We start from the raw sequence: 17,146 nt of genomic DNA on the forward strand, positions 1-17,146 counted from the left end.
CTGAGGGCACCACGCGTCGCCGTGGTGCCCTCAGCGCGTCCCAGGACGGGAGGAGCCGGGCGGGCCACGGCGGTCAGCGCTGCGGGCGGGCGATCAGCCGGACGTCCGGGCCCGACCGCGCCACGTCGAGCAGTTCGCACCGCAGGATGTCGTCGATCGTTCCGATCGAGCCACCCTGGAGCGCGCTCTTGCCGCGACCGAGGAGCGCGGGCGCGATGTAGGCGATGATCCGGTCGACCAGCCCGGCCGACACGAAGGACGCGGCCAGCGTGGGTCCGCCCTCCAGGAACATCGCGCGTACACCCCGGTGCCGCAACTCCCCAAGCAGCGCCCCGAGATCGAGTCCGTGGCCCTGCGCGGAGCGTGGCAGCCGGACCAGGACGGCCGCCGTCCCCTCCAGATGGGAGGTGTCGGCGTCCTCGGCCACCGCGATGAGCGTGGGGGCGGCGTCGTCGAGCACTCGGGCGTCGGCGGGCGTGCGCGCCCGGCTGTCGACGACAACCCGCCAAGGCTGCTGGTCGGCGGGAACTGCCACTCTCAGTGCCGGGTCGTCCTTCGCGGAACGGACCGCCAAATGGGGGTTGTCGGCCTGCTGGGTGCCGGAACCGACAACGGTGGCCTGGCAGGCGGCACGCAGCGAGTGCACCTCGGCGCGGGACTCCGGACTGGTGATCCACTGACTGGTGCCGTCCGCCGCCGCGATCCGCCCGTCCAAGGTGGCCGCGTACTTGTAGACGACGTAGGGCCGCCCTTCCGCGCTGTGCCACTCATCCGTGCCGACCAGCTCACTGACGTGCATGGTTCCCCTTCCCAACGGGTTGCTGCGGGCGAGCCTATTGCCGGGCGGGGGGCTGAGGGCGCGTCAGGCGAACCCGTAGCGCTCCTCCGACGCACGCTCAGGGCAACGGCTATGAAGCCGAGTCACGGCTTGACCGCTGCGTGCTGGCTGCCTCAGCATGACTACTGGACCAGTCCACCAGACAGGCGAGGAAGCCATGGCACTACCCAAGTACGAGCAGTTGGCGGCCGATCTTCGAGGGCGCATCGTCCGCGGGGAACTCAAGCCGGGAGAGACCATCCCGTCCGAGCGCGAGCTGACCGAGCGGTGGGCGGTCTCCCGCGCCACGGTGGTCAAGGGGCTTGAGGTGCTGCGGCAGGAAGGCTTGATCGACACCCGCCAAGGCACAGGCTCGATCGTGCGGGAGCGTGTACCGCTGGCCCGCACGGCAGGTGAGCGCTACCGGACTTCGGTGAAGACGGGCAACATCTACACGGCGGGTGAATACGCCGAGATCCTTTCGGCTGAGATGGTGCCGGCGCCTGATCACGTGGCGACCGCGCTGGGGATCACCCCGGGTGACCACGTTGTTCGGCGGCACCGGGTCACGTACGAGGGTCAGACGCCGACTGCGACGTCATGCAGTTGGTTCACGCAGGAGACCGTGGACGCGGCGCCGCGCCTGCTGCAGCGGGAGCGCGTGCGTGAGGGCACTACGAGGTATGTGGAAATGCAGACCGGGCGTCGCCCGCACAGCGGTCGCGACTGGTGGACTGCTCGCCTGGCCACGGACGAGGAGCTTGAACTGCTGCGACTTGCCGGGCCGCAGGCGGTTGCGGAGTCCCGGCATGTGGCGTTCTGCGAGGAGGGCCGCCCGCTCGCCTACGAGGTGGGTATTTCGCCCGCCGGGCGATGGTCGCGCACGGAAGAGTACTCGATGGTCGACTGAGTGGTCGTCAATCTCCTTTGAAGCCCCTGCCCTTGGCGGGGGCTTTTTCGTGACCAGCCCTTGACCTGACTAGTCCCCGGTGGGCCATGCGTGTGACGGACTGCTTGCGAGCGACTACAGCCCGGTCGGAACTGTTGTGCTCTGGGCGGCTGGAGACCACCACTGCGCCATCTCGGCAGGTACCGGCTTCACTGTCGCTTCGGGCCGTTCTGCCTGGCGAACATCACGCCAAAGACCCCGGCAGGTGGGCGAACACCTCCGGGGCGTGGCCAATCCTCTAGGAGATCGACATGCCCGAGTTTATCCGCGAACTGCTTGCAGCGGTGGGGTACCGCCCCGACCGCCCGAGGGCGGTCCGCCGTGGCCGGGCGGTGAGCGGCGCCGCGAGTACACCCGCAGGGATCGGCACGATGCCGCGTGCGGCGTCCCGGGCGCCGCTCCGCCCGCCCGCCCCGCGCTCCCCGTACAGCGTGCGGGAGGAGGCGCCCTACTACGTCGACCACGCGCCCCTCGTGCGGCTCTACGTCGTCCTGCACGAGTTGCGCGGGCGTCACCAGGTCCGGATCACCGACACCTGCGGCATCGACGTGGACGGCTGCGGGCACGAGGGATCGGCGTGAGCGGGGAGCAGACGCCGTGCGGGCGGCGTGCTCCCGGCCCCGAGCGTTCCGGCTGCGTGCTGCCCGCCGGGCACAGGGACGTGTGCTGCCGTGAAGCGTCCGGGTTCCGGTGGATCGACCGGAACGCCGCACTGGCCACCGCACTGGCCACCGCACTGGCCTGGGACCTGGCGGCGGAGCGGGTCCGGCACGCCTTCACCGAACCGCCGGAGGGGCAGACGTGACCGTCGCCGCGCGGGAGGCACAGCCGCCACCCGCCAACCGGGACGTCCCGTACGCGTCCTACGACTGCCGTCTGGGTTCCCACGCAGCCTGCGCGGAGGCCGCTCCGCGTCCGGCCCGGGCCCCGGGCGTCACGTACCAGGTGTGCCGTTGCGCGTGCCACGGCGAGAGGTCACCCGTCGCCTGAGGCGACTCCCGGCCCCAATCGGCCCGCCTCGCTCCGCGCCCACGGTTCGCACCGCAGCGCGCCGGCCCCTGCTCGCTGCCGCCGCCCGCAAGAAGTCCGATTAGCGGGTTCCAAGTCCGATTAGCGTGTTCCGCCCCTTGACCGCCGTGTTTGACCGGAGGAGGATCTAACTGGATTAGGAGAACCGATGCGCGATAGGCAAGCCGAACGGCGTTCGGAAAGCAAGATCGAGATCCTGCAGGCGGCGTGGGAGGTCGCCGGGGCCGAGGGGCTCGGCGGCATGACGCTCAGGGATGTGGCGCGCAAGGTGGGGATGCAGCCGCCGTCCCTGTACTCGTACTACGACTCCAAGTCCGCCCTGTACGACGCGATGTTCGAGCAGGGGTGCCGGGAGTTCATGGCTGCTCGCGGGCAGGTGCCCCTGACCGGGGAGCCGCTGGCCGACCTCAAGGCCGTCATCCGGTTCTTCATCGACTTCTGCACCGAGAACCCGACTCGCTACCAGCTGCTCTACCAGCGTCCGATCCCGGGTTTCGAACCGTCGCCCGAGTCCTACGCGATCGCTGTCGAGGGGCTGGCGGCGCTGCGCGCCCAGCTGGCCGACGTCGGCATCTCCGACCCCGGGGCCCTCGATCTTCTGACGGCCCTCTCCACCGGACTCGCGGATCAGCAGATCTCCAACGACCCTGGAGGCGATCGCTGGACCCGCCTGGCCGACGAGGCCGTGGAGATGTTCTACGCGCACCAGACACGTTCGCGGAAAGGTGAGTGAACGTCGTGACCAGTACCGACCGGAAGGCCGCCGGCCCGCCGGCGCTACGGCACAGGGAAGCCGCGGTGCTCGCCGCGGAGGAGTTGCGGCGGGTCGTCGACCTGGCACGTTCCCTGGAGCCGGACGACTGGGCGCAGCCCACGGACTGCCCCGCCTGGGACGTCCGGGCGCTGCTGGGCCATGTCCTCGGCATGATGGAGTTCAGCTCCTCGTTCCGCGAGTTCGTCCACGTGTTCCGGGCCGGGCAGAAGGCGGCTGCCGGGCGGCCCGTCATCGACGGGATCACCGAGGTCCAGGTGGCTTACCGGGCCGGACTCAGTCGGCAGCAGCTCCTCGACCGGCTCACCGCCGCGGCCCCCCGGGCTGCCCGGGCCCGCCGCCGTCTGCCCGCACCTCTGCGGGCGATCCCCATGAAGCAGGAGACGCCGGACGGCACCGAGTTCTGGCGGCTCGGCTACCTCTTCGACGTGATCCTCACTCGCGATCCGTGGATGCACCGGGTCGACATCTGCCGTGCCATCGGCCGCGAGCCGGTACTCACCGCTGAGCACGACGGGCGGCTGGTGGCCGACGTCGTCGCCGAGTGGGCCCGGCGCCACGGCCGGCCGTTCCACCTCACCCTCACGGGTCCCGCCGGAGGAACCTTCGACGTCAGCCGGGGGGCCGCCCCGGTCGGGGAGATCACCGAGGACGCCGTCGAGTTCTGCCGCATCCTCTCCGGCCGCTCTGCAGGAAGCGGGCTGCTCAGCCAGCCCGTGCCGTTCTGAGCCCCGCTACGAGGCTCCGGAGACAAACCAAGGAACGATCATGGAAGTACACCGTGTCGGGCGGGACATCAGCGTTCTGAGCGATCAACTTCCGGTGCCGGGCATCGGATTCCTCGCGGTGAACGCGTTCGTCCTGCACGCCGCCGAACCAGTGGTCGTCGACACCGGCCTGAGCCTGCCCGACCGCGGCTTCATGGACGCCCTGGGGTCGGTCGTGGACCCCGAGGACGTCCGGTGGATCTGGCTCACCCACCCGGACCGGGACCACACCGGCGCGCTCTTCGACATCCTGGCAGCCGCACCGCGGGCACGGGTGGTGACCACCTTCCTCGGCATGGGCATCATGTCCACCGTCCGCCCGCTGCCCCTCGACCGGGTTCGCCTGGTCAACCCCGGTCAGACACTCGACGTGGGGGACCGCACACTTCACGCCTTCCGCCCGCCGCTGTACGACAGCCCGGCAACCGTGGGCTTCCACGACGACCGGTCCCAGGCGGTGTTCAGCTCCGACTGCTTCGGTGCCCCCCTTCCCAGCGCCGAGCTGGCCGGCAGCGACAACGCCGACGACATCCCGGTTGAAGTGCTCCGCGCAGGCCAGCTGCTGTGGGCGACCGTGGACAGCCCGTGGGTGCACCTCGTCAACGAGCAGTCCTACCGTGCCACCTTCGAGCCGCTGCGGGCGGCGGCACCGAAGACCGTGCTCAGCACCCATCTGCCGCCCGCCGTCGGGCGCACCGCCGACTTCCTCGACATGCTGCACACGGCACCGACGGCGGAGCCCTTCGTGGGGCCGGACCAGCAGGCGCTGGAGGAACTGCTCGCCGGCTTCGAACCGTCTGCGTCTCCCGCCGCCTGAAGGCGCGGTGACTACCGCCGGGACCTCTGCTGAGACCAGGGCGTTCACAAGCCCCCGCGAGCAGCGGAGGGCGAGCCTCCGGGCGCGTTGATCGGTCAATCCGGGCGTTTTGGCCGTAAAGTCACACTATGCCCACGCCACACGGATCCCGAGGCGGTATGGCCTTCAGCGCGGAGGAGCTGCGCGTGCTCCGAAGCGCTCTCGCCACCGTGCTCCAGCCCGCCCCCGTACCGGACCACGAGATCAGGCGGTGCCTGCGGCTCGCCCAGGCCGTGGACGAAGCGCTCGACGAGTCGCGCCGCAGACGGGCGTTCCTCGCCGCGGACCTGGCCCGCTACCGGGCGGCCCTGCCGGGCTCGGCCAGCGGCTACCTGGGTCAGCTGCGGGAAGCGCTCGCGGCCGGTTACCAGCCGCTCGCGGCCGACCTGCTGGCGCTGCGCGACCTGTGCGCCGAGCACACCGGCCACCGCGAGTCGGCCCGGCGCACCGCCCTGCTCGTCCGGGCCGCGCTGCCGGGTGCCCGTAGTCCGCTGCGGACCCTGCCCGACGGGTTCGGAGCCGGGATCGCCGGTGTCGGTGCGGCCGGCGACGGGGAGGGCGAGCCCGCCCCGAAGCCGAGCCCCGACCGTCCCCCGAGCCCTGACCGTTCCCCGAGCCCCGACCGGTCCCCGTCGCCCGACGAGCCGGCGCCGCGCCCCTCGCGGCCGGTGCCGACGCCCGGCGAGGTGTTCCCGCCCCGGCGCCGGCCGCAGCAGCCCTCCGGCTCCCGCGGCACACGCCGGGCCACCGGCCCGCTGGACGCCACCCGGCTGCGCCGGGTGGCCGCCCGCGCGGAGCCGGCGGCCGCCGTGCACCGTGTCCGCGCGCTGAGCGCCGTCGGCTGAGAGTCGTCCCGCAGCCCCTGGCGGGGCCCCGTCGGGGACGGCGGGACGGACCTAGTTCTCTAGGTTCTCGCGGTCCTTCCACGCCTGCTCCAGCGTCTGCCTGACCTGCCGGAGATCCTTGCGCTCGGTGCGCTTGACCACGGCAGCGATCAGTGGACGCAGGAGGCGGTCGCTCCCGGTCAGGGTCACCTGCTTGACGATGTCCACCCGGCACGAGTCCGCGCCGGTCGCAGTCACCGAGCGACTGCCCTGGGCGATCGCGCCCTCGGTGACCCGCCACGCGAAGGAGTGCCCCTCACGCACGTCCGAGACCTCGATCAGGCTCTCCACGACCCTGCCGAGCACACGGAGGGTCTCCTCCACCCGGGCGCCGTCCCGCACGGGGCCGGGCGGGCTCTGGGTCATCTTCTCCAGGCCGGACCGCCATATCAGGTCGTTGTCGTAGACGCGGAGGAAATCCCACACGAACCCCGCAGGGGCGAGTACGGCGGCCGAGGAGCGCACGGCGATGGGCTTCATCAGAGCACCTTCCTAATTTAGTTAACCGGTTGACTATATACCGGATACTTGTTGCAGTACACTCACCGCATGGTCGACAGGTCCGAGATCCGCCCCGACTTCGCCGACGTCGCCGTCGCCCACTGGCAGCGGGAGCGACCGGACCTCGACTTCGCCGCGATGGGCACGCTGGCGCGCTTCGCCCGCCTCCACATCGCAGGCAGCCGCCACGTGGAGGCGGTCTTCGCCGCCTACCACCTCGACCGTGGGGAGTTCGACGTGCTGGCCAGCCTTCGCCGCACGGGGGCGCCGCACGAGCTGCCGCCCTCGCAGCTCGCGGACATCCTCCTCATCACCCGTGCGGGGATGACCAAGCGCGTCGATCGTCTGGAGGCACGCGGCCTCGTCACCAGGCGCGCCGCCCCGGAGGACCGCCGCAGTCTCCGGATCGGCCTGACGCCCGAGGGGCTCGCGCTCATCGATGCCGCCGTCGCCGACCACGCCGCGAACGAGAACCGCCTCCTCGAGCTGCTCACCGAGCACGAGGTGCAGGCGTTCGACGCGATCCTGCGAAAGCTGCTGGCCGCCCTGGAGGAGCAGCCGCCGAAGCCGACATGACCGCCCGACGCGGAGCCCGGGCGGTCGCTGGCCTACTCTGGAAGCCCGAACACTAGGAGGCAGGGCCGATGGAGTACGTCGCCGCACTCACCCCCTCCGCGGTGATGGCTGTCGCCTTCACCGCGCTCATCGTGACGATCGTCAAGAGCCAGGGCGGTGCCAGGAAGAACAAGGAAGACGCCGCCGTGGACGCCGCACTCGCCCGGAGCGAGGCGGCGGCCGGCCGTACGGTCACCGAGGGCGACGCCCGCGCCTGACTTCTCCGAGGGCATATGGCACGAGGGATATCCACCCGTGCCATATGCCCTCTGTGCATACAAAACGACCTGCGGCGGTCACGTCAATCGCGACATCTCGCTCTATTATTCTTCTGTGCCGCGACCATTGGGAGAGCTCGAAGACGCCGTCATGTCCCGGGTATGGCAGTGGAACCGCCCGGTCACCGTCCGAGAAGTCCTGGAGGACCTCCAGGAAGAACGGCAGATCGCCTACACCACCGTCATGACCGTATTGGACAACCTGCACCAGAAGGGCTGGGTCCGCCGGGAGCAGGACGGTCGCGCCTATCGATATGAAGCGATCTCCACCCGTGCTGCCTACTCGGCGGCACTCATGAACGAGGCGTGGTCGTCCAGTGACAACGAAGCGGCCGCTCTCGTGGCGTTCTTCGGCATGATGTCGCCGGAACAGCTCGAAGCCCTGCGAGATGCCCTGCGCGTCCTGCAACTCAATGGGGTGCGGCTCGACGACGCGGGGGAGCGATAGCGTTCGGTCATGCCAGAAGCGATAAGTCCGGCCGACAACACCCGCCCCGACGGCGACCGACCCGGCGGCGGTGGCCGCCGTACCGGCGACGCGCGCCCGATCGGGGCGCGCGGCGAGGTGGCCGTCCGGCGGGCGCGAACCGGTGACGTTCCCGCGGTGCGGCGCCTCATCGACTTCTACTCGGCCGACCGCATCCTGCTCGACAAGGCAACCGTGACGCTTTACGAGGACATCCAGGAGTTCTGGGTCGCCGAAGAGGCCGCCAGCGGCCAGGTGGTCGGCTGCGGCGCGCTGCACGTGATGTGGGAGGACCTCGCGGAGGTCCGCACCCTGGCCGTCGATCCGGCCCTGACCGGGGCCGGGGTGGGCCACCGGGTGCTGGAGAAGCTGCTGGAGACGGCCCGCCGGCTCGGGGTCCAACGGATTTTCTGCCTCACCTTCGAGGTGGAGTTCTTCACCAAGCACGGCTTCGTCGAGATCGGTGAGACCCCGGTGGACGGCGACGTGTACAGCGAGCTGCTGCGCTCCTTTGACGAGGGCGTCGCGGAGTTCCTCGGGCTCGAACGGGTGAAGCCCAACACCCTGGGCAACAGCCGCATGCTGCTTCACCTATGAGTGCGCCGAACACCGGCCGCGGGCATCGTGAGTAGAGGTTCACTATGTCCGAAAGATCCCCTCAGTGTCCCCCGTTCCGCCGGGCAAACTTCCCGGAGGGTTTGTGTTTTGCGGAGAAAAGCGGTTTGCTGTCGTCGTCAATATCAGTATTCCGTTATCTCGCCCTGTTCGCGGAACAGGGCGGCAGCAGTGAATGGGAGTAGCCGGTGGCTCAGAAGGTTCAGGTCCTTCTTGTGGACGACCTCGACGGCGGCGAAGCCGACGAGACGGTGACGTTCGCACTGGACGGCAAGTCCTACGAGATCGACCTCACTACTGCCAATGCCGAGAAGCTTCGCGGCCTGCTCGCCGACTTCGTGAAGGCCGGTCGCCGTACCGGTCGTTCCTCCGGTACGCGCGGCAAGGCCCGCGCAGCCGGGAGCACCGGGTCCGGCAGCCAGGACACCGCCAAGATCCGGGCGTGGGCCAAGGAGCAGGGTTACGACGTCAACGACCGCGGCCGCGTCCCGGCCACGGTGCGTGAGGCCTACGAGAAGGAGAACGGCTGAGTTCTCGGGGCCCCCGGCGTCACCGCCGGTGCCCCCGGCGCTCCGGACGCCTCGGACCTCCTGAGCGCTCCGGACGCGGTCCGAGTCCCGGCGTCCCGCCGGAGCCTGGCGCGATGGCACTCCGTGGCCGCCGCGCTGACCAGCCGAACGAAGTCCGTGCCGTGGACGAGGTCCACGCCACCACCCGGTACGGGGTGTCGTGACACGACTCCCCCGGAGCGGGACCCGGCAGCGACCGGATCCGCCGCGCACCCCCCACACCGCGGCCCCCGCCGGGCGGTGAGTTCCAGCGTGACGCCTCCCCACTCCAGCCACTCCAGCAGGGAGGGCAGCTCCTCGGCGCTGCCCTCGGGCACCCGCAGCCGCACGCTGCGTGCCGCCGCGTCGTGTTCCACCGGCCCGGTCGGCACGCCCCGCGCCAGCAGCGCCCAGCCCGCGTCAACCGGCATCTCCAGGTAGTCGAACCCCCCGAAGCCGCAGCTCCCGCAACGGCAGTTGCGGGACGGGCGGGACGTGCCGGAGGTGCCGGACGGGCGACGCGGCGGGCGGTCGGCCGCGGGGCCGCCGTCCGCGGCCTCTTCTCGCTGACCCGGGAAGCGCGATTCCATGCCCGGTGCAACTGCCGGACACGTCCGGGGTTACGCAGCGTGCCGGAACCGGCGCGTGCGGTGCGTTCCGTCCGGGTCCGGCGCCGGGTTCGCCGGCCTGCGCGGCGCCGGGCTGTTCGCCCGTAGCGGATGCCACCCCCGCTTCCCGCATGGACCCGCCCCCGGCGGGGGTAGGTAACGCACAGTGGAGAGGGACGGGGCCGGTCCGGGCGGGTCCCGGGCGTCCCCCGGCGGGCGCCGGGAGGCTTCTCCCGGCCTGTGCGGGGGGTACTGGGCGTGTCGAGGGGGTGCGCGTTCGCCATCGGCGTACTGAATGCGGGTGGATACGCCTGGCCTGCGGGAACATCGTCTCGCACCATCGGGTTGGAACTGTTGCCGGCCGTTCGGGGCAGCGAGCCGGGGACGGGTGTCGGCAGTTGGAATGAGCGGTCCCCCGTTGCGGGACTAAGCTGCGGAAGGACAGGGAGGGGACCTACCCCTAACTGACTGACCGCTCTGAGGAGCGATTAACGATGTTCGAGAGGTTCACCGACCGCGCGCGGCGGGTTGTCGTCCTGGCTCAGGAAGAAGCCCGGATGCTCAACCACAACTACATCGGCACTGAGCACATCCTCCTGGGCCTGATCCACGAGGGTGAGGGTGTCGCCGCTAAGGCATTGGAGAGCCTCGGGATTTCGCTCGAGGCGGTCCGCCAGCAGGTGGAGGAGATCATCGGCCAGGGCCAGCAGGCCCCGTCCGGTCACATCCCCTTCACCCCCCGTGCCAAGAAGGTGCTGGAGCTCTCGCTCCGCGAGGCACTCCAGCTCGGCCACAACTACATCGGCACCGAGCACATCCTGCTCGGCCTGATCCGTGAGGGCGAGGGCGTCGCCGCCCAGGTCCTGGTCAAGCTCGGCGCCGACCTCAACCGGGTGCGCCAGCAGGTCATCCAGCTGCTCTCCGGTTACTCCGGGGGCAAGGAGACGGCCGCCGCCGGCGGACCCACCGAGGGCACGCCCTCGACCTCCCTGGTGCTGGACCAGTTCGGCCGCAACCTCACGCAGGCCGCCCGCGAATCCAAGCTCGACCCGGTCATCGGGCGCGAGAAGGAGATCGAGCGGGTCATGCAGGTGCTGTCGCGCCGCACCAAGAACAATCCGGTGCTCATCGGCGAGCCGGGCGTCGGCAAGACCGCGGTCGTCGAGGGCCTGGCCCAGGCGATCGTCAAGGGCGAGGTGCCCGAGACCCTCAAGGACAAGCACCTCTACACCCTCGACCTGGGTGCCCTGGTCGCCGGATCCCGCTACCGCGGTGACTTCGAGGAGCGCCTGAAGAAGGTGCTCAAGGAGATCCGCACCCGCGGCGACATCATCCTGTTCATCGACGAGCTGCACACCCTGGTGGGTGCGGGTGCGGCCGAGGGCGCCATCGACGCCGCCAGCATCCTCAAGCCGATGCTGGCCCGTGGTGAGCTGCAGACCATCGGTGCCACCACGCTCGACGAGTACCGCAAGCACCTGGAGAAGGACGCCGCGCTCGAGCGCCGCTTCCAGCCGATCCAGGTCGCGGAGCCGTCGCTGCCGCACACCATCGAGATCCTCAAGGGCCTGCGCGACCGCTACGAGGCCCACCACCGGGTCTCCATCACGGACGCCGCCCTCGTCGGCGCCGCGACGCTCGCCGACCGCTACATCTCCGACCGCTTCCTGCCGGACAAGGCGATCGACCTGATCGACGAGGCGGGCTCCCGGATGCGCATCCGCCGGATGACCGCGCCGCCGGACCTCCGCGAGTTCGACGAGAAGATCGCGAACGTGCGCCGGGAGAAGGAGTCCGCGATCGACGCGCAGGACTTCGAGAAGGCCGCTTCCCTGCGGGACAACGAGAAGCAGCTCCTCACCGCGAAGGCCAAGCGGGAGAAGGAGTGGAAGGCCGGCGACATGGACGTCGTGGCCGAGGTCGACGAGGAGCTGATCGCCGAGGTCCTCGCCGCGTCCACCGGCATCCCGGTCTTCAAGCTGACCGAGGAGGAGTCCTCGCGGCTGCTGCGCATGGAGGACGAGCTGCACAAGCGCGTCATCGGCCAGGAGGACGCCATCAAGGCGCTCTCCCAGGCGATCCGGCGCACGCGTGCGGGTCTGAAGGACCCCAAGCGCCCCGGTGGCTCGTTCATCTTCGCGGGCCCGTCGGGTGTCGGTAAGACGGAGCTGTCCAAGACGCTCGCCGAGTTCCTGTTCGGCGACGAGGACGCGCTGATCTCCCTCGACATGTCGGAGTTCAGCGAGAAGCACACCGTCTCGCGGCTGTTCGGTTCGCCTCCCGGCTACGTCGGCTACGAGGAGGGCGGGCAGCTCACCGAGAAGGTGCGCCGCAAGCCGTTCTCCGTCGTGCTGTTCGACGAGGTCGAGAAGGCCCACCCGGACATCTTCAACTCGCTGCTGCAGATCCTGGAGGACGGTCGCCTGACCGACTCCCAGGGCCGGGTCGTGGACTTCAAGAACACCGTCATCATCATGACGACGAACCTCGGCACCCGGGACATCTCCAAGGGCTTCAACCTGGGCTTCGCCGCCCAGGGCGACGTCAAGACCAACTACGACCGCATGAAGGTCAAGGTCAACGACGAGCTGAAGCAGCACTTCCGCCCGGAGTTCCTCAACCGTGTCGACGACACGGTGGTCTTCCACCAGCTCACGCAGGAAGACATCATCCGCATCGTCGACCTGATGGTCGCCCTGGTGGACGAGCGCCTGCGGGACCGCGACATGGGTCTGGAGCTGAGCGGCGAGGCCAAGCAGCTCCTCGCCAAGCGCGGCTACGACCCCGTCATGGGCGCCCGGCCGCTGCGCCGGACGATCCAGCGGGAGATCGAGGACACGCTCTCGGAGAAGATCCTCTTCGGCGAGCTGCGCCCCGGTCACATCGTGGTCGTCGACGTCGAGGGCGAGGGTGAGGCGGCGAAGTTCACCTTCCGCGGCGAGGAGAAGGCCGCGCTGCCCGACGCCCCGCCGGTCGAGGCCGCAGGCAACGGCCCCAACCTCAGCAAGGAAGCCTGAGGCGGAAGCCGAAGGCACCGCCTGAGAGGCGGCACCGCCTGACATGACGCCGGCCCTGGAACCGTTCACACCGACGGTTCCGGGGCCGGCGTCATGTCATGGCGCGGGCGGGAGGCGGCGTTCGTAGCGCACGCCGGGCCGGCCCGCCAGCAGCGTCTCGCCGACGCGCCGGAAGCCGGTGCGGACCAGCACGGCCGTCGAACCCGGGTTCGCCACCGCGGCGGCGGCCCGCAGGCTGCTCAGCCCGTAGTGCGCGGCGGCCAGCTCGCACAACCGGGTGACGCCCCACGTGGCGAGGCCGCGTCCGGCGGCGTGCTCGGCGATGCGGAACCCCAGCTCGGCCGAACCGTCCGCCACGTCGACCAGGTTGATTCGGCCCAGCACCCGGCCCGGCGTCTCGTCCGCCGCCTCACCCGGCGTCTCGCCCTCGCTGCCGACGAGCAGGTGGAAGTGGTGCAGTCCCGCGGCCTGCTCGGCGAGCAGCTCGGCGTGGCGGGCGTCGAAGTGTGCGAAGTAGTCGTCACCCCGGTCCGGGACCGAGGCGGCGAAGTACGCGCGGTTCTCCCGCTCGAACGCGAGCAGCGCGGGGGCGTGGTCGGGGCGCAGGCGTTCCAGGGTCGGCATGGCGGCAGCGTACGCAGCCGCGGACGTGTCGCGCCCCCGGCTTTTCCGGCGTTCTCCGCCGCGCCCGGGCCCGGGCCCGTGTCAGGCCTGGGGCTCCTGCGGCTTCACCTCGACCTCGCGCAGGTTCTGGTCCCGCCGTTCGGAGCGTGCCTCCGTTCGGAGCACGGTGATAGCCCTGGCCCTGGTGCATGACCCGGACGAGGGACCGGGCGCTTCGTGCCCTCGGGGCACCGATGGCGAGACCGGGCCCCGTCTGCCAACCTGGGGAGGGGACGGCAAAGAGGTGAGGGAGACCCGATAGCCAGGTCAATCGCGGGGGGTGTTGGAGGCCCACATGCGCATCGCCTTGGCACCGCTCACCGGTCTGCTGGCCGTGGTCTTCACGGTCGTCGGCTTCTTGCTGCTCGGCGGCACTCCTGGCGCCGACGCCTCCGGTGGCGAAGTCAGATCGTTCTACGCCGGCCACGAGAGTCAAGGGGCGGTCAGCCTGTACCTGCTGGTCCTGGCCGGAGCGTTGTTCGCGTTCTTCGCCGCCCGTCTGGCTCGCGACCTGCACGGTCCCACCTCGTCTTCGGGCAGCTGGCTGCATCACGTCGTCTTCGGGGCCGGCCTGCTCATCGCCGTGAGCTTCTGGACGGGGGCGAGCATGATTCTTGCCCTGCTGGACCTGTCGGGCGAGCCAGGGGTGAGCGACGGCACGCTCCAGAGCCTCAACGCTCTCAACGAGACCTTCTTCGTCCCCTTCCTCGGTGGAATGGGGATGCTGCTCGTGGCCGCGGGGCTCGTCCTGGTTCGTCGCACCCCCGCCGATGCGCTGCCTCGCTGGCTGGGCTGGGTCGCTCTCGTCGTGGGTGTGCTGCTCTTCGTTCCCTGGGTCGGGTTCTTCGCGTTCCTCCTTGCGGGGCTCTGGGTGGTCACGACGAGCGTGCTGCTGGCGCTCCGCTCCGGTGGCGCCGCGTCGGTGGACGCCCAGATGAACGAGTCCGGTGTCTCCAGCGGTCACAGGCGATCAGAGATCGATTGACCGGGGCAATGGCGGTGCAGTTGTGCCGGAGGGCGGGGGCCAGGGCGAGAAGTCGTTGGGCGCCCTACTGCTCCTCACCCGTCTCATCGTCACCACCAGCGCCCCCGTCGCCCCCGCCCCTGCCGCCGTTGCGGGAGGGGCGCAGGGGGCCGTGGGGCTGGACGACGGTGATGCCCGTCGGCAGGGTCGCGGCCTCGGCCGTTCCCGGCTGGTCCGGCACCAGCAGCACCTCCAGCTGCGGGAAGTCGGTCAGCCACGGCTCACCCCCGGCGGAACGGTAGCCGTCCCGCAGCCACAGGTGGGTCAGCCGCTCCGGCGCCAGCAGGGGCCGCACCTCGGCCGGGTCGTAGTCCCAGGCGAGCTGGACGCGGGCCCGGCCGCCCAGCGCCTGCAGGGCCTTCAGGTGGCCGAGGTGGTGGGCGGTGACGTACAGGCCGGTGTCGTCCAGTCCGGCGATGACCTCGGCCGCGTAGCGGTCGGTGTCGAAGTAGCGCCACGCCCAGGCGAGCTGGCGGCGGACGGACAGCGCCGGATGCTCGCGGAAGCGGGCCAGGAGGTCCACGGCGGCGTCCGTGCCCAGCCGGGACGCGGCCACCACCACGTGGGTGGCCTCCCGGTCGGTGAGGCACTCGGGGCCGGGCAGCAGATCGAGCAGCAGCGGCCCGCCGAAGTCGCCGAGCTGGCGGGCCGTGAGCGCGTCGGGCGGCGGCAGCAGGCGGTGGGTGAGGGCGACCACGCGGGCCCGCACCCGCGGGTCCAGCTCGGTGGCGTGCTCCAGGCAGGCGCCGGCCAGCACGATCCGCCGGAACGTGGGCCAGGCGTCGGTGGCGTCCTCCGGGCGGGAGAGCCGCCGCATCAGCCCGCCCACGTCGTCGGGTTCCGCTTCCGCGATGAGCCCGGTGAGGATACGGGCCCGTTCCGCCGGACGGGCGTGGGCCACGGCCAACCGGAACACGTCCTCCCACTGCGACCGGTGCGCGTTGCCCAGCAGCAGTGGGAAGTCGCCCTCCTCCACCAGGGCCTTCGCGCCCAGGTGGTCCTGGAAGGTGCGGTGCACGAACGCCACGCAGCCGGGCGCGGGCTCGCGCAGCATGCCGGAACGGGTCAGCAGGTGCCCGAGCACCTGCTCGGCGGAGGCCGTGACGTGCGCCATGTGGGTAAGGCCCCGGTCGAGCTGGCCGACCGCGTCGACCCGGTCGAGTTCGGTGCGGTCGTTGCGGATCATCCAGTGCGCGAGTTTCTGCAGCAGCTGCACCTGCGTCTCCCGCGACAGCCGCAGCTCCGGCTCGACGTGCACCGCGCGCTCGCTGTCGCGCCGTTCCAGCAGCATGCTCAGCACCGCGTCGTAGAGGTCCCGGCGGCTGTGCGGCAGGAAGCCGCGGTGCTCGCGGTGCAGCGCGCACAGCAGCCCGCACATCAGCGGGCTGGCGGCGAGGCGGCCCAGGTCGCCGTGGGCGCGCAGGGTCCGCAGCAGCGACTCGGCCAGGTCCTGGCCGGCGTCGGCGGCGGTGTGCCAGCGGCGGACGAAGCCCGCAACGTCCGAGCGGTCCATCGGGGCGAGCGCCAGCTCGGTGAACCCGTCGCCGGTCAACCAGTCGTCGCGGACCGCGGAGGGCCGCGAGGTGACCAGCCACAGGTTGCCCGGGTGGTCGCCGAGCAGGTCCCGCAGCCAGCGGCGGGTCTGCTCGCGCTCCCGCTCGGGTATCTCGTCGATGCCGTCGACCAGCAGCAGCGCCCGCCCCGCGGCCAGCACCCGGTCCGCCCAGCCCGGCGGCTGGGCGGCGGCCAGGCTGCTGCGGACGGCGTGCAGGAAGCGGTCAGGGGTGGGCGGCAGGCCCTCGTGCAGGATGCGTCGCAGCGGCAGCACGAACGGCACCCGCCCGATCAGGTGGCCCAGCTTCGGGCGGTAGCGCTGCCGGGCGCAGGTGACGGCGAGCCATTGCACCAGTGTCGTCTTGCCGGACCCGGCGCCGCCGCGCAGCAGCACCCGGTCGTGGTCGCGCAGCGCCTGCTCGGCCGGTAACGCGGTCGAGCCGGACTCCGCCTCCAGGGAGACGTACGCGGCGTCCAGCGGCCATTCCCTGGTGTGCCGCAGGTCCAGCCCGTAGAGGGTGAGTTCGCCGTGCCGGCGGGCCATGTGCTCGGCGTAGCGCTGCTCGAACCGGGCGTCCTCGGCGGTCTGCGCGGGGATGCGTTCCAGCAGCAGGTCCGTCTTGCGGACCAGGCGGTCCAGGCTGGTGGTCTGCTCGACCAGGGTGCGGGCGACGAAGGTGGAGCGCTGGGTGAAGAAGTTCAGGATGTGCAGGCACACCGCGCGCAGCAGCGACTGGAAGAAGACGTCGGCGTCGGCGGACATCCCGCCGGGGTGGCCGACGCGCAGGGCCAGGTTCTCCGGGCCGAGCCGGACGGCCTGCACGTCGTCCATGTCGAGGTCGCCGAGCCGGTGCAGCGACACCCGCAGCGCGTCGGCGACCTCCCGCTGGACCTCCGGGGACGGCGCCTCGCCGCCACCGGACCGGGCCGCCCGGGACACGACCTCGGCCACGAGGCGGTCCAGTTCCGCCTCGCCCAGGCTGCGCCTCTCGCCGCGGAACGACAGCCAGCCCGACAGGCGCAGCGGCGCCGACACCAGCCCGGCGCCCGGCTGTTCCGTCACCAGCAGCCGCTTGAGCAGCGGCGCGACGGCGCCGGACGCCAGCCGTACGCCGATGAGCGACGGATCCACCATGCCCCCTGGATAGATGTGCGGCCGTGCGGCCCCAGGGTAGGCCGTCAC

General features: G+C 71.1%; 19 protein-coding genes. 15 read left to right on the forward strand and 4 right to left on the reverse strand.

What is annotated here, in order from left to right; translation table 11 throughout:
* Positions 1-73: 73 nt before the first annotated feature.
* Complete coding sequence (locus QNO07_RS02660; RefSeq protein ID WP_349636801.1) at positions 74-799, reverse strand: RibD family protein; 726 nt, start codon at positions 797-799, stop codon at positions 74-76.
* 196 nt (positions 800-995) lie between these two features.
* Here QNO07_RS02660 and QNO07_RS02665 point away from each other — a divergent pair, with 196 nt between their 5' ends.
* From QNO07_RS02665 to QNO07_RS02695, 7 genes are all read left to right on the forward strand, one after another.
* Entirely contained in the window at positions 996-1,727 is a 732-nt protein-coding gene (locus QNO07_RS02665) for a GntR family transcriptional regulator (protein WP_283989739.1), read from the forward strand.
* Between the two features lie 290 nt (positions 1,728-2,017).
* Positions 2,018-2,347, forward strand: coding sequence for a hypothetical protein (locus QNO07_RS02670; protein ID WP_283989740.1), 330 nt, complete (start codon positions 2,018-2,020; stop codon positions 2,345-2,347).
* Positions 2,344-2,571, forward strand: a complete 228-nt coding sequence (locus tag QNO07_RS02675; RefSeq protein ID WP_283989741.1) for a hypothetical protein — start codon at positions 2,344-2,346, stop codon at positions 2,569-2,571. Before QNO07_RS02670 ends, QNO07_RS02675 begins: the two co-directional genes overlap by 4 nt.
* Before the next feature lie 372 nt (positions 2,572-2,943).
* A complete protein-coding gene (locus tag QNO07_RS02680) occupies positions 2,944-3,528 on the forward strand; it encodes a TetR/AcrR family transcriptional regulator (protein WP_283989742.1) in 585 nt (194 codons plus the stop codon).
* A gap of 5 nt (positions 3,529-3,533) precedes the next feature.
* Positions 3,534-4,295: a maleylpyruvate isomerase family mycothiol-dependent enzyme gene (locus QNO07_RS02685; RefSeq protein WP_283989743.1), complete on the forward strand. Its 762-nt coding sequence runs from the start codon at positions 3,534-3,536 to the stop codon at positions 4,293-4,295.
* 40 nt (positions 4,296-4,335) lie between these two features.
* Entirely contained in the window at positions 4,336-5,151 is an 816-nt protein-coding gene (locus QNO07_RS02690) for an oxygen-binding di-iron domain-containing protein (RefSeq protein WP_283989744.1), read from the forward strand.
* A 158-nt stretch (positions 5,152-5,309) separates the two neighbouring features.
* Entirely contained in the window at positions 5,310-6,035 is a 726-nt protein-coding gene (locus QNO07_RS02695) for a hypothetical protein (RefSeq protein WP_283989745.1), read from the forward strand.
* 51 nt (positions 6,036-6,086) lie between these two features.
* Here the strand turns inward: QNO07_RS02695 and QNO07_RS02700 are convergent, their stop codons facing one another.
* On the reverse strand, positions 6,087-6,554 hold the full coding sequence (locus QNO07_RS02700; protein WP_283989746.1) for an SRPBCC family protein: 468 nt from the start codon (positions 6,552-6,554) through the stop codon (positions 6,087-6,089).
* 69 nt (positions 6,555-6,623) lie between these two features.
* On the opposite strand from QNO07_RS02700, the gene QNO07_RS02705 reads away from it, so the two are divergent.
* From QNO07_RS02705 to QNO07_RS02735, 7 genes are all read left to right on the forward strand, one after another.
* Positions 6,624-7,151 carry a MarR family winged helix-turn-helix transcriptional regulator gene (locus tag QNO07_RS02705; RefSeq protein ID WP_283989747.1) on the forward strand — a complete coding sequence of 176 codons (528 nt, stop codon included), beginning with the start codon at positions 6,624-6,626 and terminating at the stop codon, positions 7,149-7,151.
* 68 nt (positions 7,152-7,219) lie between these two features.
* Complete coding sequence (locus tag QNO07_RS02710; protein ID WP_283989748.1) at positions 7,220-7,408, forward strand: hypothetical protein; 189 nt, start codon at positions 7,220-7,222, stop codon at positions 7,406-7,408.
* Between the two features lie 115 nt (positions 7,409-7,523).
* On the forward strand, positions 7,524-7,916 hold the full coding sequence (locus tag QNO07_RS02715) for a BlaI/MecI/CopY family transcriptional regulator (protein WP_283990049.1): 393 nt from the start codon (positions 7,524-7,526) through the stop codon (positions 7,914-7,916).
* 9 nt (positions 7,917-7,925) lie between these two features.
* Positions 7,926-8,531, forward strand: coding sequence for an amino-acid N-acetyltransferase (locus QNO07_RS02720; protein ID WP_502961758.1), 606 nt, complete (start codon positions 7,926-7,928; stop codon positions 8,529-8,531).
* A gap of 206 nt (positions 8,532-8,737) precedes the next feature.
* The gene (locus QNO07_RS02725; RefSeq protein WP_283989749.1) at positions 8,738-9,079 is read left to right on the forward strand and encodes a histone-like nucleoid-structuring protein Lsr2; all 342 of its coding nucleotides are present in this window, start codon (positions 8,738-8,740) and stop codon (positions 9,077-9,079) included.
* 291 nt (positions 9,080-9,370) lie between these two features.
* Positions 9,371-9,538, forward strand: a complete 168-nt coding sequence (locus QNO07_RS02730) for a hypothetical protein (protein ID WP_283989750.1) — start codon at positions 9,371-9,373, stop codon at positions 9,536-9,538.
* A 661-nt stretch (positions 9,539-10,199) separates the two neighbouring features.
* On the forward strand, positions 10,200-12,722 hold the full coding sequence (locus tag QNO07_RS02735) for an ATP-dependent Clp protease ATP-binding subunit (protein ID WP_283989751.1): 2,523 nt from the start codon (positions 10,200-10,202) through the stop codon (positions 12,720-12,722).
* Between the two features lie 96 nt (positions 12,723-12,818).
* On the opposite strand, the gene QNO07_RS02740 is transcribed toward QNO07_RS02735, so the two are convergent.
* The gene (locus tag QNO07_RS02740) at positions 12,819-13,346 is read right to left on the reverse strand and encodes a GNAT family N-acetyltransferase (protein WP_283989752.1); all 528 of its coding nucleotides are present in this window, start codon (positions 13,344-13,346) and stop codon (positions 12,819-12,821) included.
* 334 nt (positions 13,347-13,680) lie between these two features.
* Here QNO07_RS02740 and QNO07_RS02745 point away from each other — a divergent pair, with 334 nt between their 5' ends.
* Positions 13,681-14,370, forward strand: a complete 690-nt coding sequence (locus tag QNO07_RS02745) for a hypothetical protein (RefSeq protein WP_283989753.1) — start codon at positions 13,681-13,683, stop codon at positions 14,368-14,370.
* Between the two features lie 64 nt (positions 14,371-14,434).
* Here the strand turns inward: QNO07_RS02745 and QNO07_RS02750 are convergent, their stop codons facing one another.
* Complete coding sequence (locus QNO07_RS02750; RefSeq protein ID WP_283989754.1) at positions 14,435-17,098, reverse strand: NACHT domain-containing protein; 2,664 nt, start codon at positions 17,096-17,098, stop codon at positions 14,435-14,437.
* Positions 17,099-17,146: the final 48 nt, after the last annotated feature.

This window comes from Streptomyces sp. 549, assembly GCF_030124175.1.
Taxonomy (GTDB): domain Bacteria; phylum Actinomycetota; class Actinomycetes; order Streptomycetales; family Streptomycetaceae; genus Streptomyces.